The following is a 21,333-nucleotide window of genomic DNA, read 5'->3' on the forward strand; positions in this document are numbered from 1 at the left end:
TCGGCCGCCGGTCCCGCCCGCCCGGCGCAGGAGCGTCACATCCGGCTGACGGCGCTCTGGGCGTGATGGCGAAAGGACAGCTGCCGCGCCTCTCCGGTTTCGGTGAAACTGGCCATCAGCGCACCGCCCGGCAGAGGCTGGAACCGGCATTCGAGTTGCTGCCCGGTCAGGCGTTCGGCCTGAAACTCCACTGTCTGCGCCAGTGCCTCTCGGTGGTTCGGGTCGGCCAGGCTGCGCCAGGCCGGGGCCGCCGGGCAATTGGTCCGCCACAGGCGCAGCGCCGCCGGCAACGACATGTCATTGCCGGCCAGTCGCGAGGCGCTGCCCCACATCCGGTCATAGGCCTGGTTGGAAAAGACCAGTTCACCCTCGTCACCGAAGACCGCAACCGCATGGTCGAGCGTGTCCAGCACCGCCTGCTTGATCTGCAACTCGCTGCGGAACTGGCGGGTCAGCCGGACCTCGGCGCTGACATCCTGGATCAGAAAGGCAATCGCCCCGTCCGGATGCGGGCGGCCCGACACCTCGAAGACCTGGCCGTCCGCGAGGGTCCAGGTCTCGGCGAAGGTCCCCTGCTCGGCTTCCGCTTCCAGCGACGAGAGCCGTTGCCGCCAGGACTCATAATTCTTCGGTTCCGGCAGGACGCGCTGTTCCCGCAGCCGGTCGATGAAGTCCGACAGGCTGGGCCGCCGGCTCAGGAACCCGGCGCCGAGGCCGGTCAGGTCTGTCAAAGCCGGGTTGAACAGCGCCAGCCGCCGGTTGCGGTCAAAGATCGCCAGGCCGACGGTCAGGGTGGCGAAGGTCTTGGTCAGGGTCTGGACGAATTCGGCGCGGCTGTTCTCGGCCTCGACGATGGCATCCACCGGCATCGCGACCCGCAGCACGCCGTCCGGCATCGGGCTGTCGCTGAGATCGTACCAATGCGGCCGTGAGTCATCCGGAAAGGTGATCGACTTGCGGCAGGACGCCCCGGCCCCGTCGTGACGGGCCGGAAAGACCGGATGCGGCGGCCAGAGCGGCAGGGCCTGGTCCGGGGCCACGCGGTCCGACGCCTCGAGATAGGCCGCATTGGCCCAGACGATCTGGCCGTCGGGCGCTTCCTTCCAGGTCAGGTAGGGGACGTCGCGGGCGATGCCGCGCAGGGTGGCCAATTCCGCCTCGATCGACTCGAGCGTCATCCGGTCAACCGGAACCGTCGCTTCCTGCCGGACCACGTCCACCAGAGTCAGCCGGGCCAGCCCGCGCCGCCATTCGGCCTCGATCCGGGACCGGCCATCGACCGATTCAATCGACAACGCGCCCCGGTCCACCAGCTGCGACATCTGCTCGCCCAGGTTCGGAAACCTCGGCAACAGGGCCTGCTGCAGGCGTGACCAGGCCGTGCCGCCCCGCCCGGTCAGCGACAAGAGCTGACTGGCCCCGGGCGTTGCGTCGACGAGGGTTTCGTCGTCGAACAGGAACACCGCCGGAACCTGCTCGGCCGCGAAGATCGACGGCTCCAGGCCCTGCCGCCGTTCCGTCACCAGGGCCAGACCGTAAAGCGTGGCCATCGCCATCCCTGTCGCGACGCCGAGCGTCACGCACAGGAGCACCCAATCGATGCCCGTCATGTTATCCGCACCCTTCCCGAGGTCCCGATGGATCAACAGTCCGGGCTGACAGTTAACAAGAGGTTAACGCCGGGACCGGTCAGCTTGAAATATGCGGATTGGTTTCAACCTGCGGGCGCAGGCCCGGATCGTGGATCAGGCCGGCATTGGCGGGCCATTCGACACTGACGAGCGCGCCGCCGAGGCCGCCCTCGGTCGTGCCCGGGTCGTTCATGAAGGTGACATCGGCGCCGGTCCTTTCCAGCAGGGTCTTGGCTATGAAGAGACCCAGACCCATGCCTTCGTATTCGGGCCGCTGCTCCTCGGCACGTTCCCGGCGCCGCAGCGACGGTTCGCCCAGATGGCCGATCAGATGCGCCGGATAGCCCGGGCCGTCATCGCAGATCCGCAGGCGCAGCGCGCCACGGGACCAGTCGGACTGGACACAAACCGCGCTGTTCGCGAAATCGACGGCGTTCTGGATCAGGTTCCGCACGCCGTGGATCAGCTCGGGGCGCCGTTCGATCAGCGGCTGGTCGGCCGGGTCCAGCCCTTCGGCGACCGAGAATTCCACCGTCTTGCCGCGGGACAGATGCGGTTCACCCGCCTCGCGCAGAACCTCGATCAGCGGTGCCCGGGCCAGGTAGTTGTCGCGCTTCCCGGCCCGCCCCATGGAGCGGAGAATGTCGCGGCACCGATCCGCCTGATCGCGGATCAAGCGCGCGTCCTCGGCCAGTTCGGGGCGGTCGGCCAGCTCGTCGATCATTTCGGCGCTGGCCAGCTTGATCGTCGCCAGCGGGGTTCCCAGCTCGTGCGCCGTTGCGGCGACCACGCCGCCCAGATCGGTCAGCTTCTGCTCGCGCGCCAATGCCATCTGCGTCGCCAGAAGGGCATCGGACATCAGATGTATCTCGACCGAAACCCGGCGGGCATAAAGCGACACGAAGCCGATGCCGACCAGGATGGCGATCCAGAAGCCGACCGTCAGCAGCGGATTCTGGTGCAGTTCGACGCCATCCATGGTGCGCAGCGGCAGGTTGAAATTGACGGCCAGCGTGGTCAGCGCGACGGCGGCCCCGGCGACGATCAGCGTCTGCCGCAACGGCAGGGCGGTGGCCGAAATCGTCACCGGCGCCAGCACCAGAAGCGCAAAAGGATTGTCCAGCCCGCCGTTCAGCGCCACCAGCGCCATGAGCTGCGTCATGTCGAACAGCAGCATCGTGGTCACCTGCGGCTCGGTCATCCGCATTCCGACCGGAAAGACCAGGGTCAGCGCCATGTTGACCAGCGCCGACAGGGCGATCAGGGCCACGCAGGCGCCCATCTCGACGTCGATCCCGAGCCGGGTCTGGGCGATCAGCAGGGCCGTGAGCTGGCCGCCGATCGCGATCCAGCGCACCACGATCAGGGTCCTCAGCCGGACCCAGTCGCCGCGCCGATCCGCGCGAATGGCTTCGGGGCTGAACCGCTTCATCTGGTCTCCGATACATGAGGTCGCATTGAATCCGACTGTAGTTTGGCCCACAGAGCGACAGCAATGGCTGATGGAGGTGACTATGGCGATTGATCGGACGGTTGCTTGGGTGGGCGGTGCGGCCCTGGTGACGTTGGTGGCGGCGTCCGTGCTGGTGCTGCGCCCCTGGGTCGATGATCCCTTCTCCGAATGCCGTGAAGCCTCGGTGGCCGGCGGTCCCGGCACGCTCGGCGGTCCCTTCACCCTGGTCGACGAGACCGGCAAGACCGTGACCGACAAGGATGTCATCACGCGGCCTACCCTGCTCTACTTCGGCTACACCTTCTGCCCCGACGTCTGCCCGCTGGACTCTGCCCGCAATGCCGAGGCCGTTGAAATCCTGACCGAGAGAGGCCGAGACGTCGGCAACGTGATGATCTCCATCGACCCGGAACGGGACACGCCCGAAGTGATGGCGGACTTCACCAGCTATTTCCCCGGCGACTACCTGGGGCTGACCGGAACCCCGGAACAGGTGGCGGCGGCGGCCAAGGCCTATCGGGTGCTCTATCAGAAGCAGGATGGCGATCCGGCGGACTATCTGGTGAGCCATTCGACCTTTACCTACCTGGTCCTGCCCGAGGTCGGTTTCGTCGAATTCTTCAACCGCGACGACACGCCGGAAGAGATGGCGGACCGAATCGGCTGCTTTATTGACGCCAGTTAGACAGCGCAGACATTGACCGGCGCGGGCACTCTGCTTAGCCTTGGCGGGCCGAACAGGGGATTTTGCATGACCGACACCTCAGGACAGCCCGATCCGGCCAAGTCGGACAAGGTTCTGGACCTTGGACCCGACCCGTCGCTGTTGTTGGTCGATGATGATGAACCGTTCCTGCGTCGCCTGGCCCGCGCGATGGAAAAGCGTGGCTTTGCCGTCGAGGTGGCCAACACGGTCGCCGAGGGCCGGCGGCTGGCGGCGGCGCGCCCGCCCGCCTATGCGGTGGTGGACCTGCGGCTGGAAGACGGCAACGGGCTGGACGTCGTCGAGGCCCTGCATTCCCACCGGGCCGATTGCCGGGTGGTGGTGTTGACCGGCTATGGCGCGATTGCCACGGCCGTGGCCGCGGTCAAGATCGGCGCCACCGATTATCTGTCGAAGCCCGCCGATGCCGCCGATGTCACCCGGGCCCTTCTGGCCAAGCCCGGCGACATGCCGCCGCCGCCCGAGAACCCGATGTCCGCCGATCGGGTGCGGTGGGAGCATATCCAGCGTGTCTATGAGCAATGCGACCGCAATGTCTCGGAAACCGCGCGCCGGCTGAACATGCACCGCCGGACCCTGCAACGGATTCTCGCCAAGAAAAGCCCGCGCTAGCACCGCGTTCAGCCGCCCGGCTTGACCGCAGGCGCATCTGCGAAGGTTTCCTTCAGCCAGGCAACGAAGGCCTCCAGCGCCGGTGAGCGGGTGCCGGGCAGCGTGGCGATCCAGAAATTGAAATCGGGCAGGCCGGGAAAGGGCAGCTCGGTCAGATGTCCCTCGGCCAGCGCCTGGGCGACGATGATGTCGGTGGCGAAGAACAGCCCGTATCCCTGCAGCCCGGCCGCCACCGCCAGCATCGGCTCGTCCAGCGCGTGGACAACAAGGTCCTTCCGATACAGCCCGGCGGTCGCGAGCCACTGGTCGTCCAGCGTGTCCTTGCTCGAGAGTATCCAGGGCAGTCTGGAGATGTCCGGATCACGCCCTGCCAGCGCGGGGGTTCCGACCAGAACCACCCGGGTCCGCAGCAGCGGTTCGGCGACCAGCCCCGGCCAGTCGCCCTGACCCGAGCGGATGGCCACGTCGTAACCGTCCCGCGCCAGATCGACGAGGTCGAAGCCCGGCGTCAGGGTGATCGGGACATCCGGGTGGGCAGCCCAGAAGTTGCCCAGACGCGGCAGCAGGACCGATTGCGCGAAGGCCGGGGTCGAGGTGACGCGCAGGCCGCGTTCGCGTTCGGCCAGCCGCGCGTCCTCGACACCCCGGGCGATGGCCCCGAAACCTTCGCTCAGGGCCTGTGTCAGCCGCGCGCCAACCGGGGTCAGCGCCAGGCCGCGGCCCTCGCGGCGGAACAGCGTCAGGCCAAGCTCGGCCTCCAGTCCGCGCACCTGCTGGGCCACCGCCGCATGGGTGACATTCAGTGCCCGCGCCGCCGCGGAGAAGCCGCCCAGACGGGCGGCCGCCTCGAAGGCGCGCAGCGAGGAGAGAGAGGGCAGGTGGCGCCAGTCCGGGTCCGTCATCTGTTAGCCTTGCTTACAGGTTCCGCAAAATTGCTGATTCCGGTTTCGCCAGTGAAACATGGCATGTTTCTGCGACACCGAAGCGCAGAAAGTCAAAAGTGATGTTGTATATCAGCCCCGAAACCGTCGTCGCGGCTCATGCAGCAAGGATGGGCAGCCGTGCCGATGATCCGGCGCTGCTGCACCGGCAGAGCATCCTCGCCCGGCATCGCGAGATGCGGCGGGCCCGTTGGCGCTCCCTGTGGCGCAGACTGCGCAGCGCCTTGACGCGAAGGACGGCGCCGTCCTCCGAAGCGCCGGCGGAGCGCTGCGACGGCGGCGCTGCCTAAAGGTCCAGCCGCTTGCGGACCCGGTCCACCGGTGTTCCGTCCTGCAACGGCACCGCCGCGATCCGGTCGTAATCCACGAAGCCCATGCGGCCGTAATAGGCCAGGCCCGAGCCGTTGTCGGCACGGATCGTTGCGTCGATGGTCTTGACGCCCGCCGCCCGCGCCGCCGCCCGGGTCGCGGCGAACAGCGCCCGCCCGACCCCGATGCCGGTACGGCCGATCCGGGTGAAAGTGGCGATGTAGGCCCAGCCTTCCGGCAGCGGATCGTCCCCTTTCCCGGGCCAGAACAGGCCCTGAAAACCGACGATCTCGCCATTGTCCTCGGCCACCGTGCAGGCAATTCGGCCGGGTGCCAAGATATAGTGGTGATCCATCGTCGAAATGTCGAAAGGCTCTTCATAGGCGGTGCTGCCGCCAAGCTCGATGATCTCGTTCAGCAGCTCTGCCATTTCGGCGGCATCGGCGGGGGTTGCGGGTCGGGTGGTTGGCATCGAGGGCCTCAGAGTTGCGACAGGAGGTCGGAATGACGGGCCAGAAAGGCGTGGCGCACCTCGACCGGCGGCCGCAGGATCAGTTTCAGTCCCCGGATCAGCGCCGGCGCCGGCTTGCCGAAGATGCGATTGGCTTCGGCTTGCGAGAATCCGGCGAGCTGCGTCGCCTCCAGCCAGGCCGAGACGGTGTCGGCCTTCTTGATTTCGCGTTTCACCAGTTTCGGGATCGCCGCCGGAAGGCCGAAGCGGATATGCACCGCGGCGGCCAGCCGCTCGTCCAGCGCGCCGTAGCCCGGCCCGACCGACGCCTTGACCGGCGAGATCATGTCGCCAATGACATATTCCGGCGCGTCATGCAGCAGTGCCGCCATCCGCCACTTGGCCGAAGTCTTCGGGTTCATCCGGCCATAGAGCTCCTCGACCAGCAGCGAATGCTCGGCCACCGAATAGGGCCAGTCGCCCTGGGTCTGGCCGTTCCAGCGCGCCACGAAGGCCAGGCCGTGGGCGATGTCCTCGATCTCGATATCCACCGGAGTCGGGTCGAGCAGGTCAAGCCTGCGGCCCGACAGCATTCGTTGCCATGCGCGGGGGGGCTTCATTCCGGGTCTCTGAACCTTCACTTGGATGTCGTGCCAACCTAGCCACGCCGTTCGGCCGGAGCCATAGAATTCTACGCCGTCACCGGCAATCGTGGCGGCAGCATTGTCGCGCCCCCCGGCCAATGCTATCTGCGCCCGGAAATAAGGTTCAGGAGACGCCGGACATGGCCAAGGATTACATCGTCAAGGATATCGCGCTGGCTGACTATGGCCGCAAGGAGCTGGATATCGCCGAGACCGAGATGCCCGGGCTGATGGCGCTGCGCGAGGAGTTCGGTGGCTCGAAGCCGCTGAAGGGCGCCCGGATCGCCGGGTCGCTGCACATGACGATCCAGACCGCGGCGCTGATCGAGACCCTGACCGCCCTGGGGGCCGAGGTCCGCTGGGCCTCGTGCAACATCTTCTCGACCCAGGACCACGCGGCCGCGGCCGTCGCCGCCGGAGGGGTCCCGGTCTTTGCGATCAAGGGCGAGACGCTGAAGGACTACTGGTCCTACACCGACCGGATCTTCCAGTTCGGCGGCGAGGGCGGGACCTGCAACCTGATCCTCGACGATGGCGGCGACGCCACGATGTACATCCTGATGGGGGCCCGGGTCGAAGCCGGCGAGACCGACCTGATCGAAGTGCCGCAGAGCGAGGAGGAGGAATGCCTCTTCGCGCAGATCAAGTCCCGCCTCGCCGCCAGCCCGGGCTGGTTCACCAAGCAGCGCGACGCGATCAAGGGCGTTTCGGAAGAGACCACGACCGGCGTGCACCGGCTGTATGATCTTCAGAAGAAGGGTCTGCTGCCCTTCCCGGCGATCAACGTGAACGACTCGGTGACCAAATCGAAATTCGACAACAAATACGGCTGCAAGGAATCGCTGGTCGACGGCATTCGCCGCGCCACCGACGTGATGCTGGCCGGCAAGGTCGCCGTGGTCTGCGGCTACGGCGATGTCGGCAAGGGCTGCGCCGCCTCGCTGGTCGGGGCCGGGGCGCGGGTTAAGGTTACCGAAGTCGATCCGATCTGTGCGCTTCAGGCGGCGATGGACGGGTTCGAGGTGGTGCTTCTGGAAGACGTCGTCGACAGCGCCGACATCTTCATCACCACCACCGGCAACAAGGACGTGATCCGCATCGAGCACATGCGCGAGATGAAGAACATGGCGATCGTCGGCAACATCGGCCATTTCGACAACGAGATTCAGGTTGCCAGCCTGCGGAACCACAAATGGACCAACATCAAGGACCAGGTGGACATGATCGAAATGCCCTCGGGCAACCGGATCATCCTGCTGTCCGAAGGCCGCCTGCTGAACCTGGGCAATGCCACCGGCCACCCGTCCTTTGTCATGTCGGCCAGCTTCACCAACCAGGTGCTGGCCCAGATCGAGCTTTGGACCCGCGGCGAGGAATATGACAACAAGGTCTATATCCTGCCGAAACACCTGGATGAAAAGGTCGCGCGGCTGCACCTGGGCCGGATCGGCGTCAAGCTGACCAAGCTGCGCAAGGACCAGGCCGACTACATCGGCGTTGCCGTGGATGGTCCCTACAAGGCCGACCACTACCGCTACTGACCGGCGCGTGGCCCGAATTACCCTGCGGCATTCCTTCGCTGCCGCAGGATAGGGGCCACATTTCTTTTGCCGCCTCCGGCATATGTGGCTAGGTTCCCCGGGGGCCCCGAAGATGAGGGCCAGGCGTCGGTTCCGGGCGTAGCAACGTGGGAGTTGAGAAATGGGAAAGAGAGACGAGTTGATCGCAAAGTATGCGAGCGATCTGAAAGAAAAATGCGGCATGACGCCGGACATGGCGCTTCTTACCAAGGTGACCATCGGCTGCGGCCCGTCGATCTACAACGACGACGCCTCCACCGTCGCGGGCAGCCAGAAGTCGGAGCTCGAGACCATCAAGGAAAATTTCTTGATGAAGAAGCTGGGCCTGCCCGACAGCCCGGCGCTGATGGAAGGCATCGACGCCGTCCTCACCACCTACGGCAAGTCCGAGCGCAACAAGTATCGCGCGGTGGTCTACTACATGCTGACCAAGCATTTCAAAAAGGAAAGCGTCTACGCCTGAGCGTATGACGATGTGAACCGCGGGGGCGGGGGCGTTGCCCCTGCCTTTTTTCGTTTCCGGCGCGGCGGATCAGCCCCGGGCGTTCCGCCGCCAGGCGTCCAGCAGGCAGGGCAGCAGCAAGAGATCGTCGCCCGGATCGCGCCCCGAGTCCCGGTTCCAGCTGGCGGACAGCGCGGCCTGGACCGAGGCCCAGCCCAGCAATCGCGGTATCTCCAGCGCCAGGCGGTCTGCAAAGCACCGCGCCATGCCGTCGATCCGCGCCGGTTCGCGGCTGAGCCGTTCCAGCCCTTCCGGATTGCGGAACGCATTCGCCAGGTCGAAGGCGGAGTCTCCGAGAATGCCCTTGGGGTCGATCGCCCGCCAGGTTTCGCCATCCGACAGGATGTTGTCGTGATGCAGGTCGCCATGCAGCGGCACCGGCGGCGGGGCGCTGTCCAGCAACTGCCGCGCCAGATCGGCGGCGGCCGCGATATCGGGCTGAGATGCCTGCGGCCAGCTGGCCGGGCGCGTTTGCAGCAGCGGTTGCAACCAATGCTCCAGCGGCGGCAGGTCTGGCGCCGGGTGGTCGCGTGGCCGGTGCAGTTGCGCCGCGACCCCGGCCAGAAGCTGCGTGGCCTGTCCGTCCCGGCCCTCGCGGGCCAGATCCCCCAGCGAGGGACCGTCCAGCCAGTCGAGCAGCAGTATCCCCTCTCCCTGCCCCCGCACCCGCGCCGCGCCGATCCCGTCGTAATGGAGCATCAGATCGCCGCCGCGCTGCTCGTCCGCGTCGTCGTTGGTCAGCAGCTTCAGCGCCACGTCGCCGCTGGCCGCCGAGGCCCGCAGGATCAGGCTGGTCCGGGTCTCGGCCACCTGCCGCAGCCCCCGCAACTGCCAGCGCTCCACGGCCCGGGTCAGGCGGAGATCGGGGGGTATCGGCACGGATGCAGTCCTTTCAGGGCGGTCTAGAACAGCACCAGAACCAGTCCGATCACCGTGCAGCCCAGCACCGCATAGCCGCCGTCGATCACGGCCAGCATCGTCGGCCGCATCGCATAGGCATAGTTCATTGCCATCCAGGGGACGATGAAGAACAGCCCGATCCCGAAGCCGCCCATCAGCCCTTCCAGCACCGTGTCCATCTGCGCCATCTGGAAGACGTGCCGCATCATCCCTGCCACCAGCAGCATCGCGATCCCCGCGACGACAAAGGGCAGCGGGCTGCCGCTGACCTGCGGCTTCCCATCCGCCGAGACCTGAATCCCTGCCGCCTTCATCCAGGGCTTGGCCAGGGTCATGTACCAGAGCGCGCCCATCGCGAAACCGGCCACCGCCGCCGCCAGGACATTCAGATATTCCATTCGCGCCTCCCATAGGTGTCTTGTTCAGACACTATGCAGGACGATCGGCCCTTTGCCCAGCGACCGGAGAAGGCTTCAGAGCCCCGCCATTTCGCAGACCACCTGCCATTCGTCTTCGGTCACCGGCTGTACGGAAAGGCGGGTGTTGTTCACCAGAACCATCCCGGACAGGCGCGGCTCGGCCTTGCAGTCATCCAGCGTCACCGGTTTCGGCAGCGGCTGCACCGCGCGGATGTCGACGCATTCCCACCGGGGGTCATCGGTCGTCGAGTCGGGATGCGCCAGGGCGCAGACCTCGGCGATGCCGACCACCTCCTTGCCGACATTGGAGTGGTAGAAGAAGACCTTGTCGCCCAGGGCCATGGCCCGCATGTTGTTGCGCGACTGGTAGTTGCGCACCCCGTCCCACTCCTCGCCCTTGGCGCCGCGCGCCACCAGGTCGTCGAAGCTGAACACGTTCGGTTCCGATTTCATCAGCCAGTAGGCCATGCTGTCCCTCACTCTGCTTTCAGCGGCCGGGCCAGCAACTCGCGCATCGCCCCCGCAACATCCATACGTCCTTCCAGCACCGCCGCCAGCACCGATGTCACCGGCATCTCGATGCCTTGCTGCCGCGCCTTGGCATCCAGCGCCCGTGCCGTCGCCACGCCTTCGACCGTCACCGAGGCATCGGGCACCGTGCCGCGCCCGATCGCCAGCCCGTGGCGGAAGTTACGCGATTTCTCGGAAACGCTGGTCAGCACCAGGTCGCCCAGTCCGGACAGCCCGGCAAGGGTCCGCTCCTGCGCTCCCTGCGCCACGGCGTAGCGCAGCATCTCGGCATAGCCACGGGTCAACAACGCCGCCCGGGCGCTTTCGCCCAGCCCTGCGCCGATGACGATGCCGCAGGCAATCGCGATGACGTTCTTGACCGCGCCGCCCAGTTCCACCCCGGTCAGGTCGGTCGAAAGGTAGAGCCGCAGTGTATCGCCCGACAGCCGGTCCTGAAGCGCCGGCGCCTCGGGCGCATCGCAGGCCAGTGTCAACGCGGTGGGCAGTCCGGCGGCCAGGTCGGCAGCAAATCCGGGCCCCGAGATCAGGGCCGGGCAGGCGGCGGGGCAGGCGGCGCGGATCAGGGCCGAGGGACCAAGCCCGGTGGCCAGGTCGATCCCCTTGCTGCAGCCCACCAGTTGCCGCCCGTTCAGAACCGTTGCGTGTTGATCCAGAAATCCGGCCAGGGCCTGCATCGGTACCGCCAGCAGAACGGTCTGCGCCGTGATTCCGTTCAGGTCGCCGGTCACGGCAAGGGTCTCGGGCAGCGGCACCCCCGGAAGCCTCGGGCTTTCGCGGCGTTCCGCGATCGGTCTGGCGTCCCGCGCCCAGAGCGTCACCTCCCGCCCCGACCGCGCCAGGACCAGCGCCAGGGCGGTTCCGAACGCCCCGGCCCCGAGAACCGCAACCCCGTTCATGCCTTTGCCCCCTTCTTTCCGGCGCCCAGCATCGGCGCGGCGTCCTGATCCAGCGGCCAGCGTGGCCGGGCCGCGAAATCACCGCCGCTCCCGGCGTCGAACTGCGCCAGGCCGGCCCAGGCGATCATCGCCGCATTGTCGGTGCAGAGCGCCAGCGGCGGGGCCACGAAACGGCAGCCCGTCGAGCTGGCCACCGCCTGCAGGGCGCTGCGCAAAGTGGCGTTGCTGGCCACCCCTCCGGCGACGCAGAGTGCCGGATTTGCCGGATTTTCCCCAAGATAGACACTGATTGCCCGGGCGGCCTTTTCGGCCAGCACATCGGCCACGGCGGCCTGGAACCCGGCGCAGATATCGGCCCGATCCTGGCGTCGCAGCCCGCCGGCCCCGGCCACCAGCCGATCCCTCTCGCGCAGCACGGCGGTCTTGAGCCCCGAAAAGGAAAGGTCCATTCCGGCCCGATCCAGCAGCGGGCGCGGAAAGGCGAACCGCGCCGCATCGCCACGTCTTGCCTCCTCTTCCACCGACGGCCCGCCGGGTTGCGGCAGACCCAGCAGCCGGGCGACCTTGTCGAAAGCCTCGCCGGGGGCATCGTCGATGGTGCCGCCCAGCCGCTCGAACCCATCGGGGCCGCGCACAAGCAGGAACTGGCAATGCCCGCCCGAGACCAGCAAGAGCAGATAGGGAAAGGGCAGTTCGGCGGAAAACTGCGGCGACAGCGCGTGCCCGGCGAGGTGGTTCACCCCGACCAGCGGCAGGCCCCGCGCCGCCGCGATGGCCCGCGCCGCGACCACCGCCGAGACCAGCCCGCCGATCAGCCCCGGACCGGCGGTCACCGCGATGCCGTCGAGATCGTCGAACCCAAGCGCGGCTTCGGCCAAGGCCTGGGCGATGGCGGCATCCAGACGCTCGGAATGCGCCCGCGCCGCGATCTCGGGGACCACGCCGCCGAAATCGGCATGCAGCGCCGTCTGCCCCAGTACCACCGAGGACAGCACATGCGCGCGTCCGTCCACGCGCTGCACGACGGCGGCGGCGGTGTCGTCGCAACTCGATTCGATACCCAGGATGATCCGGTCGCCGCCGGTTGCAGTTGCCATGGGGGGGCTGGTATCACGGCGCAGGAGGCGACGACAACTGATGGCAACGCTGCTCTTGACCCGCCCCATTGCTCAGTCCCGATCCTTTCTGGCCGCTTGCGAAGAGGCCGCGGGTCGCCCGCTCCCCGCCGTCCTGTCGCCCTTGGCAGAGCCGAGAGCCACCGGCGTGGCCGTTCCGGCGGATGCCGTTCTGGTCCTCACCTCGGGTCGGGCGGTGGATGCGGTGACGGCGGGCGCCGGACCCCGGGCGCTGGAGGGGCGGCTGGCCTATTGCGTCGGCGACCGCACCGCTGCCCTGGCCGCCGAGGCGGGGGCCCGGACGCTGTCGGCGCGGGGCACGGTCGAGGATCTGCTGGCGCTTCTGCTGCGGGACCGGCCCGGCCGGCTGGTGCACCTGCGGGCCCAGCACGGGCGCGGCGATCTGATTCCGCGGCTGCGCGCCGAGGGGATAGAGGGGGAAGAGCGGGAGGTCTACCGGATGCAGGATTGCCCGCCGACTCCGGAGGCGCTGCGCCTGCTGCAGGGGGATCGTCCGGTGGTTGCGCCGGTCTTCTCGCCGCGCAGTGCCCGCAACCTGGCGCAGCTTCCGATCTCGGCGCCGGTTCACATCGTTGCGATCAGCCCGGCGGCGGCGCAACACTTCGAAGGCCGTTTTCCAACCGAGACGGCTGCGCGACCAGACGCCGCAGCGATGCAAGACTTGGTTTTGGGGCGGCTGGGCAACTTGCACTGACCTCAAGAGGTTGCCAAGTTAGCAGGTGCAGCAAGAGCGATGGCGACTGCCGTCGCAGCAGGGAGTGCAAATGGCCCGCAAAGCCAAGACCAGCGGTGAAAAGCCCAATACAGACCCTGAATCCGCCAAAACGGAGTCCGCAGCGAAGCCGGCCGAGGGGATTCGGCCCGAGGTCGGGAAGGCCAAGGCTGATTCTGACGTAGCGGCAACGTCCGAGACCCCCAAGCCGGGGCAGCCGGGCGTCGCGGCGGATGCCGGGAAGAATACGCCGAAACCTGCATCGAAGACCTCCGGAGAACCGGCGAAATCCGAAGACTCCGCGCCAGCGAAGAGCCCCGGAACGAAGGCCGCCGGGAAGGATGCCAAGGCGTCCGACGCCCCGAAGCCGGCCACCAGCAGCGAACCGGCCGGGACAAGTCAGACTCCGGCCGCGAAATCGTCCACGCCGCCGGAGCGTCCGGCACAGCCTTCCGGTGCGGCTGCCGCCCCGACGGTTGCGGCTCCGGCACGCCGTTCGGTCTGGCCGATGCTGTTCGCGGGCGTTCTCACCACCGCCATCGGCTTTGGCGCGGCCTATTATCTGCTGGGCGACGGCGGCCCGCTGGGTGGCGCCCGGCTGACCGAGGCCGAGGCCCGGCTGACCGCGCTGGAAACCGAGCTGGCCGAAACCAGGGCCGCACAGACCAAGGCCGCGGCCGATCTCTCCGGCAAGGCGCCGCTGGCCGCCACCGAGGCGCTCGGCACACGTCTGGACCAGGTCGAAGCCGATCTGGACTCGCTGCGCAAGAGCAACGCCGACGCCATCGCCGCGCTGACCGCCAAGCTGGACGACCTGCGACAACGGCCCGCCGAGACCGATCCGGCCGCAACTGCGGCCTATGAGCGGGAACTGGCGGCAATGCGCGAGATGTTCGCTGCCGAACTGGCCAAGATTCAGGCCGCCGCCGAAGAGGCCTCCAAGGCCCAGGCCGCCGCCGCCAGGGCCAGCACCGATGCTGAAACACTGGCCGCCCTGTCGGCGGTCGAAACCGCGCTCGATTCCGGCAGCCCGTTTGCCGAGGCGCTGGATCAGCTCGCCGCGCTGCATCCGGATCTCCCGGTTGACGCCATGCGGGACTTTGCCGAGGGCGTGGACACGCTGTCGAGCCTGCAGGCGGACTTTCCCGACGCGGCCCGCGCCGCCATCGACGCGGATATCGCCGCTGGCAACGGCGAAGCCGGGCTGACGGGCTTCCTCAAGGCGCAACTCGGGATGCGCTCGCTGGCGCCCAAGGACGGCGACAGCGCCGATGCCGTGTTGAGCCGCGCCGAGGCCAAGCTGCGCAACGGCGACCTGGCCGGCGCCGTGACCGAAGCCGAGGCTCTGACCGGCCCCGCGGCCGATGCCCTGGCCCCCTGGCGCAGCCGCGCCGACCGAAGACTGGCGGCGCTGGCCGCGTTCGGGAAACTCTCGGACGAGGTGCGGAACTGATGCTCTGGTCGCTTGTGAAATTCATCCTGTTCGTCGGCATCATCACCGGCCTGACCCTGGGCGCCGGCTATCTGCTGGAAACCGATGGTGGCATCCGGATCGCCGTGGCCAATGTCGAATTCAACCTCGGCCCGCTGCAGGCGGTGCTGTTCGCGGTGCTGCTGCTGGTGACTCTCTGGCTGATCCTCAAGCTGACCGCGCTGATCGTCGCTGTCGCCCGCTTCCTGAATGGCGACGAGACCGCGATCAGCCGCTATTTCGACCGCAACCGCGAACGCAAGGGCTTTGCGGCGCTGACCGATGGAATCATGGCGATCGCGTCGGGCGACGGGCGGCTGGCGCTGTCCAAGGCGGCGCGGGCCGAGAAATTCCTGAACCGGCCCGAGCTGACTTCGCTGGTGCTGGCCCAGGCGGCGGAACTCTCGGGCGATCCGAAGAAGGCCGAGGCGGCCTACAAGCGGCTGCTCACCGATGACCGGACCCGGTTCGTCGGGGTCCGGGGGCTGCTCAAGCAGAAACTGGCGGCGGGCGAGACCGATACCGCGCTGGCCCTGGCCCGCCATGCCTTTGCCCTGAAGCCGCAGAGCGTCGAGATGCAGGACACCCTGCTCAGCCTGCAGGCGCAGAAAGAGGACTGGACCGGGGCCCGCAAGACGTTGGCCGAAAAGGCCCGCCAGGGCGCCCTGCCGCGCGACGTGGTGCGGCGGCGCGATGCGGTGCTGGCGCTCTCCGAGGCCAAGGGAATCCTGGACGAGGATCATCCGATCGAAGCCCGCGAGGCGGCGATTGCCGCCAACCGGATGTCGCCCGACCTGATTCCGGCGGCGGTGATGGCGGCAGAGGGCTATATCGCCGACAACAATCCGAAATATGCCACCCGGGTGCTGAAGAAAGCCTGGGAATCGCGCCCGCATCCCGACCTGGCGGCGGCCTTCGCGAGAATCGTTCCGGATGAGAGTCCGGAAGAGCGGCTCAAACGGTTCGAGACCCTGATCAGGCTGAATCCGGACGATCCGGAGACCCGGCTGCTGCGTGCCGAACTCTGCATCGCGGCGGGGGATTTCCCCGAGGCGCGCCGGGCGATCGCCGGCCTGGTCGAGGATGACCCGACCGCCCGCGGCCTGGCGCTGATGGCCGCGATCGCGCGCGGCGAAGGCGCCGATGACGCCGTGGTGCGCGGCTGGCTGACCCGGGCGCTGGTGGCGCCGCGCGGCCCGCAATGGGTCTGCGAGTCCTGCGGCCATGTGCATGACAGTTGGCGCCCGGTGTGCCAGTCCTGCGGCGGATTCGACACGCTGGTCTGGCAGCGCCCGGCGTCGCAGACCTCGGCCATGCCCGGCAATGCCGAGATGCTGCCGCTGATTGTCGGCGCCCCCGGGCAGGAACCGGTTTCCGCAGTGGTGGATGCAGAGAAATCGGGGGTTCCCGAAGCCGACGAACCCTGATAGATCGCCGCCACCAGGGCCGCTGTAGCTCAGCTGGTAGAGCACGTCATTCGTAATGATGGGGTCGGGGGTTCGAGTCCCTTCAGCGGCACCAAAATTTAGTGAAAATTTGTTTAAACCCAATAAGTTGCAAGGATTCCCAAAGTCGAAATCCCTCTTCGTGTCCACCTTTCGGCATGTGCGTCGCCGCCTCGTGACCCGAACGCTGAAGCGCTTTCTTGAGATTCTGATGAAATCCAATCCCGCAAGAGGGTATGTAAATCCCGGAGACAAAATGGACAGCGGAAACGGTTGGATGATCTGACCGTCGCGGAGTAAGAGTCCGCATCTTGGGCCCGAGGCGAACGAGCTGAGGGCGGGAGATGTATTCTGTGGAGCATTATAACCGGGTCCGGCGTGCGTGCCATGTCGATGGGATGAGCAAGAGCGAAGCGGCGCGGGTGTTCGGGATCGACCGGAAGACGGTTGCGAAGATCCTGAAGCACTCGGTGCCACCGGGCTATCGGCGTATGAGACCGCCGATCCGACCGAAGCTCGATCCCTTCATTCCAGTCATCGACCAGTTCCTGGAGGACGACAAGAGCAAGCTGAAGAAGCAACGCCATACGGCCAAGCGCATCCACGAATGGCTGCGCGACGAGCACGGGTTCACTGGCGGCATCACAATCGTGACCGATTACGTGCGGGAGAAGAAACGCCGGAGCCGCGAGGTGTTCGTGCCGCTGTCGCATGCGCCGGGTCACGCCCAAGTGGATTTCGGCGAAGCGCTTGGCGTGATCGGCGGCGTTGAATGCAAGCTGCACTATTTCGCGATGGCTCTGCCGCACTCGGACGCCTTCTTTATCAAGGCCTACCCGGCCGAGACGACGGAGGCCTATTGCGATGGGCACAATGCCGCCTTCGCGTTCTTCGGCGGCGTGCCCCAGTCGATCCTGTATGACAACACCACCATAGCCGTGGCGAAGATCTGCGGTGATGGGAGACGAGAACGAACCAGAGCCTTTGCCGAATTGCAGTCGCATTAACTGTTCGATGACAAGTTCAGCCGGCCGGGCAAGGGAAACGATAAAGGTAACGTCGAGGGTGTGATCGGCTATGGTCGGCGGAATTTCCTCGTGCCCGCTCCCCGGTTCGGCAGCTTCGATGATCTGAATGCCTGGCTGGAAGAACGCTGCCTAGAGCGCCAGGACGGCATCGTTCGTGGCCATACCGAAGCCACCGGCGAGCGCCTGATGCGGGACCTGGACGCGTTGATGGTGCTGCCGGCCGTGCCCTACGATGCGTGCGAGAAGGTCAGCACCCGGGCGACGTCGATCTCATGGTGCGCTATCGCAACAACGACTACTCGGTCCCGGTGGCCCACGCTCACCACGAGGTGCAGGTACGAGGCTGTGTCCAGGAGGTGGTCATCGGATGTGGTGCCGAGGTGATCGCGCAGCACTGCCGGTCCTACGAGAAGGCCGACATGGTCTTTGATCCGATGCACTTCCTGCCGCTGCTGGAGCAGAAGGTCGGTGCTCTGGATCAGGCTGCACCGCTCAAACGCTGGGATCTGCCGGAAGAGTTCGCCACCCTGCGCCGGCTGCTGGAAGCGCGAATGGGCAAGAAGGGAAAGCGAGAAGGCGCCCGCCAGACCCCAGCCGTTGGGGACTATTCCACCGGTTCACTGACCCATTTTGCTCCGGGATTGACAACCCCCTGATCGTGCGTCGCATCTCCGGGAACCTCATGGTGGTGGCGGCACCCGCGGTTGTCGCTGGCTTGACCGGGGTAGTGCGAGGGATCTTCAACAGGGCCGGCGTCAAAGGGAGCTCACGGATCGGAGCATTGACCACCGGAGAAGTGATTGGTCGAGGAGTTATGCAGAGTCCCGCTGCAATACAGACGGCAGCGACGATGGCCAGTGCAAAAGTGACACGGATGGCAGAACGGGGGAAAAGGCTTGGCGCAAAATACATATGGGGCACGTCATGCACAAAGAGTATCAGGTAGCCCCGAACAACCTAAATTGTGGTCAGGACGCGCGGGAAGTAGGTTCAGAAAACGAGATGCTCATATGATTTTGAATGCATCCGGGACATAGAGCCGCGACGCAGGTTGTTATCTGCCATACGCAAACCGTGGCGTCCAACTCTGTTGGAGCGATCGTTCTTCTTCGTAGGCCTCGTCATCAGGGTCGTCGGCAAGCTCGTCGCTGGAAAGGACGGTGAGGGTGAAGCCGTACGCGCCGAGACCGATGACTTCTTCATCCAACGCAAGCCGTCGCCCGCATGAGAACCATTCAGCAAGACTGGTTTGTCCACATATCGAGCGCGCGCACCGGATGTTTTGTGTATCAGCGTTGAACCGTAGGGTATGGGTTCGCGGCAGCGGAGTACCCTTTTCGAGGAACGTGAGCCTATCGAGTTTCTTGAAACTTTCCGACAAGAACGCATATGCGACCTTGTCGCCGGAACTGACGACGACCGCTATCGGATAGTCGCAACATTCGGCGGCTCTGATAGCAGAGGCCGTAAGGGAGCACTCTGCCAGCTGGCTTAGAGCAACGATCCCATCCAGACCGACACGGTTTCCCCCAATCGCCTCGCCAACCAGCTTGGTTGGCATTAGCAACCCAGACGCAAAATGATCCGCCTCAAGCTCTATGGAGCTGGTTCCTTGTGAAAACCCAGCTCTGGAGATGTGGATCGGCGCAGATTTCAGAATCTCTTCGGGATGCCCCTCGAGAAAATAGTGTCCAAGCTCGTGAGCCACGGTGAACCTGCGAAATCCCTCGCTCTTGATATTGGTGGCGTAGAAGATGCCAACGCTCTCATCGTGGAAGATGATCCCGCCGCTCACGCCAATCTGGCCGGGATCCTTCGGCTCGACCACGATGTCTTCGCTATCCGCAATCGCGAAAGGATCAACGGGGAAAGCATCGTAGCCCTTCTCTTTCGCTTTGAGCTCGCCCTGGCGCCGCGCCATTTGAATTCGAGATTTGCTCAACGACCCGACTTTCTCTGGTTCATGAGATCGATCATCATCTGGATGTGCTCGCGGTCGTCATCCGACAAGTTCTCTTCACCACGAAAGGCCGTTGTTGCCCCGGCCATCTCGTTGGTCCTGCCGAGCAGGTAGTCTGACGTAACGCTCAATGCTTTGGCGAGGGCCCTAATGTTTGCGAAGGAAGGTTTACGCCGCTCCTTCTCGAAATGGCCGATTGCTGATGGTTGTAACCCAGTTTTCGCCGCAAGCTCCGTTTGGTTGATCCCTCGCGCCTCTCTGGCTTGACGTAACCTGTCACCGAACCCGCCGCTAGAATCCGTAGAATTTGACATGACGCTTCCGACTGTGCTACTATGACGATATCGTAGGACTTACGCCGCTTGTTCGCGGCTTCTTTTTTCACTTTCTATCCTACGAAAGCGTCAAAAACTGTAGGACGGGTCGGAGAATCCGTCAAGCCTGAAGGGGCAGAAGAACATGAATATCAGGACGAACTTGGAAGATTTTGCCCGCAGCCTGGAGATCGATCCCGTCGAAGCTGCGATGATGGACGTTGCGCGCGCCATTCAGATCACTCGTTCCATGGACGATGACGCCGACAGGCATTTTCGTGGACTCGCACAGCATGTCGACCGCCCTGGTAGCCCTCTCGAGGACTTAGTGCTTGAGGTCTATCCTTCTGGCAGTTTCGCAATTCACGCGGCAACTCGGTCACGCCTGAAGACCGACCAGCACGACGTTGATGCTGTGCTCGAGATCGCGATCGCCCCTGGCACCAACCCGGCATGGGTGCTTGAGCAATTGTACAAAGCGATCAAGGGCGAAAAAGGCAGCAAGTATTACGACTACCTGATTGAGAAAAACAGTCGCTGTGTCACGGTTACCTACCCGGACGGCGTCACGGTCGATCTGATGCCGGTCGTTCGCATCGACGGGACCCCCGAACGCGTTGCGATCTTATTTCACTACAAGCCTGAGACCGACGAGCGGTACCACAAGGAGATCAATCCGAAGGGGTTTGCCAATCACTTCAATGCTCACGTCGAGATCAGCGAGACGTTTCAGAAGCGCTTCGATGCGCGTCGTTACCTTGTCGATGGCGAAACCTACACCGAACTGGCCACGCGGCTGCCAAGTGAGACATCTGGTCTGGCGTTGCAAAAGGCAGACACCCAACCGATGCCGGTGCACGTCCCCCTCGACCAGAAATCTCCTCGCGTGGTTGCCCTGCAACTGATCAAGAGGTTCCGCGATAAACGGTATCGCAAGCATGACGATCACCGTGGCAAACGCAAGCCCCCGGCCGTCATTATCGCAGCGATTGCAATTGATGCCGGCCCTGGAAACGATAGCCTGGTCGATGAGGTGATAGCGATTGCCAAGCGTATGCGCTGGCAGATTCGCAATGCCGAACAGAACCTGCGGTTGCTTGAAGTTCGCAATCCGGCACATTACCCGGACCTCTTTACCGATCGTTGGCCGACCCAAAGGAGCGATCAGCAGCTTTGGGCGGCCGACCTGCTCACCCTCATCGAGCGCCTCGAAAACCTGAAGCGGGTTGGCTTCGATCCGGCAGTAATCCAATCGACGTTTGACGATCTGTTCGGCGAAAAGGCCGGTGAGACCGCGTTGCAAGCCTATCATCGCGCGCAGGCTGTCCAGCTCGAACATGGCGCACTTGGCATGACACCGAGTGGGCAATTGACAGCAGCGACACCAGTTTCATCTCTAGCAGCTCCGGCTCTTGGTGCTGGGGCCGCATCCGCACCTGGCCTCGTGAAGCCAGCACGCGCGAATACGAACATGGGGGGCGCTGTACCTGATGATAACTGTTGGTGATCAGATCGCGGACATGGCGGATGTCTATCCCGATTGGTCATGCGACCGGCTGAGCCAGCGAACTTGTGTCTGGGAGGGGCATCTGCAGCCGCACAGAACGACGTACCGGCTGCGGGTAGAATATACTGAACCCCTTCTGCTCGAAGGCAGATCTAACCTGTACCTGC

Annotated in this window: 21 protein-coding genes, 1 tRNA gene and 1 pseudogene; 11 read left to right on the forward strand and 12 right to left on the reverse strand. The window is 65.3% G+C overall.

Going from position 1 to position 21,333, the window contains the following annotated elements; translation table 11 throughout:
• Window positions 1-35: 35 nt before the first annotated feature.
• Entirely contained in the window at window positions 36-1,610 is a 1,575-nt protein-coding gene (locus tag NUW50_RS09290; RefSeq protein ID WP_258288823.1) for a PAS-domain containing protein, read from the reverse strand.
• A 79-nt stretch (window positions 1,611-1,689) separates the two neighbouring features.
• Window positions 1,690-3,063 (reverse strand): sensor histidine kinase RegB, encoded by a 1,374-nt coding sequence (gene regB / locus NUW50_RS09295; protein WP_258288824.1) that lies wholly within the window; start codon window positions 3,061-3,063, stop codon window positions 1,690-1,692.
• A gap of 82 nt (window positions 3,064-3,145) precedes the next feature.
• Here regB and NUW50_RS09300 point away from each other — a divergent pair, with 82 nt between their 5' ends.
• Both NUW50_RS09300 and NUW50_RS09305 read left to right on the forward strand, forming a co-directional pair.
• Entirely contained in the window at window positions 3,146-3,769 is a 624-nt protein-coding gene (locus NUW50_RS09300) for an SCO family protein (RefSeq protein ID WP_258288825.1), read from the forward strand.
• 66 nt (window positions 3,770-3,835) lie between these two features.
• Entirely contained in the window at window positions 3,836-4,420 is a 585-nt protein-coding gene (locus tag NUW50_RS09305; RefSeq protein WP_258288826.1) for an ActR/PrrA/RegA family redox response regulator transcription factor, read from the forward strand.
• Window positions 4,421-4,428: 8 nt separating this feature from the next.
• Here NUW50_RS09305 and NUW50_RS09310 read toward each other — a convergent pair whose 3' ends face one another.
• Complete coding sequence (locus tag NUW50_RS09310; protein WP_258288827.1) at window positions 4,429-5,322, reverse strand: LysR substrate-binding domain-containing protein; 894 nt, start codon at window positions 5,320-5,322, stop codon at window positions 4,429-4,431.
• A 101-nt stretch (window positions 5,323-5,423) separates the two neighbouring features.
• Between NUW50_RS09310 and NUW50_RS09315 the strand changes: the two genes are divergently transcribed.
• Window positions 5,424-5,651 (forward strand): hypothetical protein, encoded by a 228-nt coding sequence (locus NUW50_RS09315; RefSeq protein ID WP_258288828.1) that lies wholly within the window; start codon window positions 5,424-5,426, stop codon window positions 5,649-5,651.
• On the opposite strand, the gene NUW50_RS09320 is transcribed toward NUW50_RS09315, so the two are convergent.
• Both NUW50_RS09320 and NUW50_RS09325 read right to left on the reverse strand, forming a co-directional pair.
• Complete coding sequence (locus NUW50_RS09320; protein ID WP_258288829.1) at window positions 5,648-6,142, reverse strand: GNAT family N-acetyltransferase; 495 nt, start codon at window positions 6,140-6,142, stop codon at window positions 5,648-5,650. The genes NUW50_RS09315 and NUW50_RS09320 overlap by 4 nt on opposite strands.
• An 8-nt stretch (window positions 6,143-6,150) precedes the next feature.
• Window positions 6,151-6,741: an HD family hydrolase gene (locus NUW50_RS09325; protein ID WP_258288830.1), complete on the reverse strand. Its 591-nt coding sequence runs from the start codon at window positions 6,739-6,741 to the stop codon at window positions 6,151-6,153.
• 164 nt (window positions 6,742-6,905) lie between these two features.
• Here NUW50_RS09325 and ahcY point away from each other — a divergent pair, with 164 nt between their 5' ends.
• Both ahcY and NUW50_RS09335 read left to right on the forward strand, forming a co-directional pair.
• A complete protein-coding gene (gene ahcY / locus NUW50_RS09330) occupies window positions 6,906-8,306 on the forward strand; it encodes an adenosylhomocysteinase (protein ID WP_258288831.1) in 1,401 nt (466 codons plus the stop codon).
• A 160-nt stretch (window positions 8,307-8,466) separates the two neighbouring features.
• Window positions 8,467-8,808 (forward strand): DUF2853 family protein, encoded by a 342-nt coding sequence (locus NUW50_RS09335; protein WP_258288832.1) that lies wholly within the window; start codon window positions 8,467-8,469, stop codon window positions 8,806-8,808.
• 69 nt (window positions 8,809-8,877) lie between these two features.
• Here the strand turns inward: NUW50_RS09335 and NUW50_RS09340 are convergent, their stop codons facing one another.
• From NUW50_RS09340 to tsaD, 5 genes are all read right to left on the reverse strand, one after another.
• On the reverse strand, window positions 8,878-9,726 hold the full coding sequence (locus tag NUW50_RS09340) for an aminoglycoside phosphotransferase family protein (protein ID WP_258288833.1): 849 nt from the start codon (window positions 9,724-9,726) through the stop codon (window positions 8,878-8,880).
• A gap of 23 nt (window positions 9,727-9,749) precedes the next feature.
• A complete protein-coding gene (locus tag NUW50_RS09345; RefSeq protein WP_258288834.1) occupies window positions 9,750-10,145 on the reverse strand; it encodes a DUF1761 domain-containing protein in 396 nt (131 codons plus the stop codon).
• A gap of 75 nt (window positions 10,146-10,220) precedes the next feature.
• Window positions 10,221-10,634 carry an EVE domain-containing protein gene (locus NUW50_RS09350; protein WP_258288835.1) on the reverse strand — a complete coding sequence of 138 codons (414 nt, stop codon included), beginning with the start codon at window positions 10,632-10,634 and terminating at the stop codon, window positions 10,221-10,223.
• Between the two features lie 8 nt (window positions 10,635-10,642).
• Window positions 10,643-11,593, reverse strand: a complete 951-nt coding sequence (locus NUW50_RS09355) for an NAD(P)H-dependent glycerol-3-phosphate dehydrogenase (RefSeq protein ID WP_258288836.1) — start codon at window positions 11,591-11,593, stop codon at window positions 10,643-10,645.
• A complete protein-coding gene (gene tsaD, locus NUW50_RS09360; RefSeq protein ID WP_258288837.1) occupies window positions 11,590-12,690 on the reverse strand; it encodes a tRNA (adenosine(37)-N6)-threonylcarbamoyltransferase complex transferase subunit TsaD in 1,101 nt (366 codons plus the stop codon). Before tsaD ends, NUW50_RS09355 begins: the two co-directional genes overlap by 4 nt.
• A 166-nt stretch (window positions 12,691-12,856) precedes the next feature.
• Between tsaD and NUW50_RS09365 the strand changes: the two genes are divergently transcribed.
• The 5 genes and pseudogenes from NUW50_RS09365 to istA form a co-directional block, all read left to right on the forward strand.
• Window positions 12,857-13,423, forward strand: coding sequence for a uroporphyrinogen-III synthase (locus NUW50_RS09365; RefSeq protein ID WP_258288838.1), 567 nt, complete (start codon window positions 12,857-12,859; stop codon window positions 13,421-13,423).
• Between the two features lie 526 nt (window positions 13,424-13,949).
• The gene (locus NUW50_RS09370; protein ID WP_258288839.1) at window positions 13,950-14,894 is read left to right on the forward strand and encodes a COG4223 family protein; all 945 of its coding nucleotides are present in this window, start codon (window positions 13,950-13,952) and stop codon (window positions 14,892-14,894) included.
• Entirely contained in the window at window positions 14,894-16,339 is a 1,446-nt protein-coding gene (locus NUW50_RS09375; protein WP_258288840.1) for a heme biosynthesis protein HemY, read from the forward strand. The genes NUW50_RS09370 and NUW50_RS09375 overlap by 1 nt, the downstream gene beginning before the upstream one ends.
• Before the next feature lie 18 nt (window positions 16,340-16,357).
• Window positions 16,358-16,433, forward strand: a tRNA-Thr gene (locus NUW50_RS09380).
• A gap of 268 nt (window positions 16,434-16,701) precedes the next feature.
• Window positions 16,702-17,960 (forward strand): annotated as a pseudogene (istA, locus tag NUW50_RS09385) (IS21 family transposase); the annotation flags it as partial.
• A gap of 479 nt (window positions 17,961-18,439) precedes the next feature.
• Here istA and NUW50_RS09390 read toward each other — a convergent pair.
• Together NUW50_RS09390 and NUW50_RS09395 are read right to left on the reverse strand one after the other, a co-directional pair.
• Window positions 18,440-19,327: an ImmA/IrrE family metallo-endopeptidase gene (locus NUW50_RS09390; RefSeq protein ID WP_258288841.1), complete on the reverse strand. Its 888-nt coding sequence runs from the start codon at window positions 19,325-19,327 to the stop codon at window positions 18,440-18,442.
• Window positions 19,324-19,659, reverse strand: coding sequence for a helix-turn-helix domain-containing protein (locus NUW50_RS09395; RefSeq protein WP_088726619.1), 336 nt, complete (start codon window positions 19,657-19,659; stop codon window positions 19,324-19,326). Before NUW50_RS09395 ends, NUW50_RS09390 begins: the two co-directional genes overlap by 4 nt.
• A 145-nt stretch (window positions 19,660-19,804) precedes the next feature.
• Between NUW50_RS09395 and NUW50_RS09400 the strand changes: the two genes are divergently transcribed.
• Window positions 19,805-21,166, forward strand: coding sequence for a nucleotidyltransferase domain-containing protein (locus NUW50_RS09400; RefSeq protein ID WP_258288842.1), 1,362 nt, complete (start codon window positions 19,805-19,807; stop codon window positions 21,164-21,166).
• Window positions 21,167-21,333: the final 167 nt, after the last annotated feature.

This window comes from Frigidibacter sp. ROC022 (assembly GCF_024723735.1).
GTDB lineage: Bacteria > Pseudomonadota > Alphaproteobacteria > Rhodobacterales > Rhodobacteraceae > SLM-1.

What these genes read in the sequence shown, in the direction of transcription:
- NUW50_RS09290 (WP_258288823.1), bottom strand. Translation starts at nt 1,610, where the DNA reads ATGACGGGCATCGATTGGGTGCTCCTGTGCGTGACGCTCGGCGTCGCG.
- ahcY (WP_258288831.1), top strand. Translation starts at nt 6,906, where the DNA reads ATGGCCAAGGATTACATCGTCAAGGATATCGCGCTGGCTGACTATGGC.
- NUW50_RS09345 (WP_258288834.1), bottom strand. Translation starts at nt 10,145, where the DNA reads ATGGAATATCTGAATGTCCTGGCGGCGGCGGTGGCCGGTTTCGCGATG.
- NUW50_RS09375 (WP_258288840.1), top strand. Translation starts at nt 14,894, where the DNA reads ATGCTCTGGTCGCTTGTGAAATTCATCCTGTTCGTCGGCATCATCACC.
- NUW50_RS09320 (WP_258288829.1), bottom strand. Translation starts at nt 6,142, where the DNA reads ATGCCAACCACCCGACCCGCAACCCCCGCCGATGCCGCCGAAATGGCA.
- NUW50_RS09350 (WP_258288835.1), bottom strand. Translation starts at nt 10,634, where the DNA reads ATGGCCTACTGGCTGATGAAATCGGAACCGAACGTGTTCAGCTTCGAC.
- NUW50_RS09335 (WP_258288832.1), top strand. Translation starts at nt 8,467, where the DNA reads ATGGGAAAGAGAGACGAGTTGATCGCAAAGTATGCGAGCGATCTGAAA.
- NUW50_RS09305 (WP_258288826.1), top strand. Translation starts at nt 3,836, where the DNA reads ATGACCGACACCTCAGGACAGCCCGATCCGGCCAAGTCGGACAAGGTT.
- regB (WP_258288824.1), bottom strand. Translation starts at nt 3,063, where the DNA reads ATGAAGCGGTTCAGCCCCGAAGCCATTCGCGCGGATCGGCGCGGCGAC.
- NUW50_RS09315 (WP_258288828.1), top strand. Translation starts at nt 5,424, where the DNA reads ATGTTGTATATCAGCCCCGAAACCGTCGTCGCGGCTCATGCAGCAAGG.
- NUW50_RS09355 (WP_258288836.1), bottom strand. Translation starts at nt 11,593, where the DNA reads ATGAACGGGGTTGCGGTTCTCGGGGCCGGGGCGTTCGGAACCGCCCTG.
- NUW50_RS09310 (WP_258288827.1), bottom strand. Translation starts at nt 5,322, where the DNA reads ATGACGGACCCGGACTGGCGCCACCTGCCCTCTCTCTCCTCGCTGCGC.
- NUW50_RS09400 (WP_258288842.1), top strand. Translation starts at nt 19,805, where the DNA reads ATGAATATCAGGACGAACTTGGAAGATTTTGCCCGCAGCCTGGAGATC.
- NUW50_RS09395 (WP_088726619.1), bottom strand. Translation starts at nt 19,659, where the DNA reads ATGTCAAATTCTACGGATTCTAGCGGCGGGTTCGGTGACAGGTTACGT.
- tsaD (WP_258288837.1), bottom strand. Translation starts at nt 12,690, where the DNA reads ATGGCAACTGCAACCGGCGGCGACCGGATCATCCTGGGTATCGAATCG.
- NUW50_RS09325 (WP_258288830.1), bottom strand. Translation starts at nt 6,741, where the DNA reads ATGAAGCCCCCCCGCGCATGGCAACGAATGCTGTCGGGCCGCAGGCTT.
- NUW50_RS09300 (WP_258288825.1), top strand. Translation starts at nt 3,146, where the DNA reads ATGGCGATTGATCGGACGGTTGCTTGGGTGGGCGGTGCGGCCCTGGTG.
- NUW50_RS09370 (WP_258288839.1), top strand. Translation starts at nt 13,950, where the DNA reads ATGCTGTTCGCGGGCGTTCTCACCACCGCCATCGGCTTTGGCGCGGCC.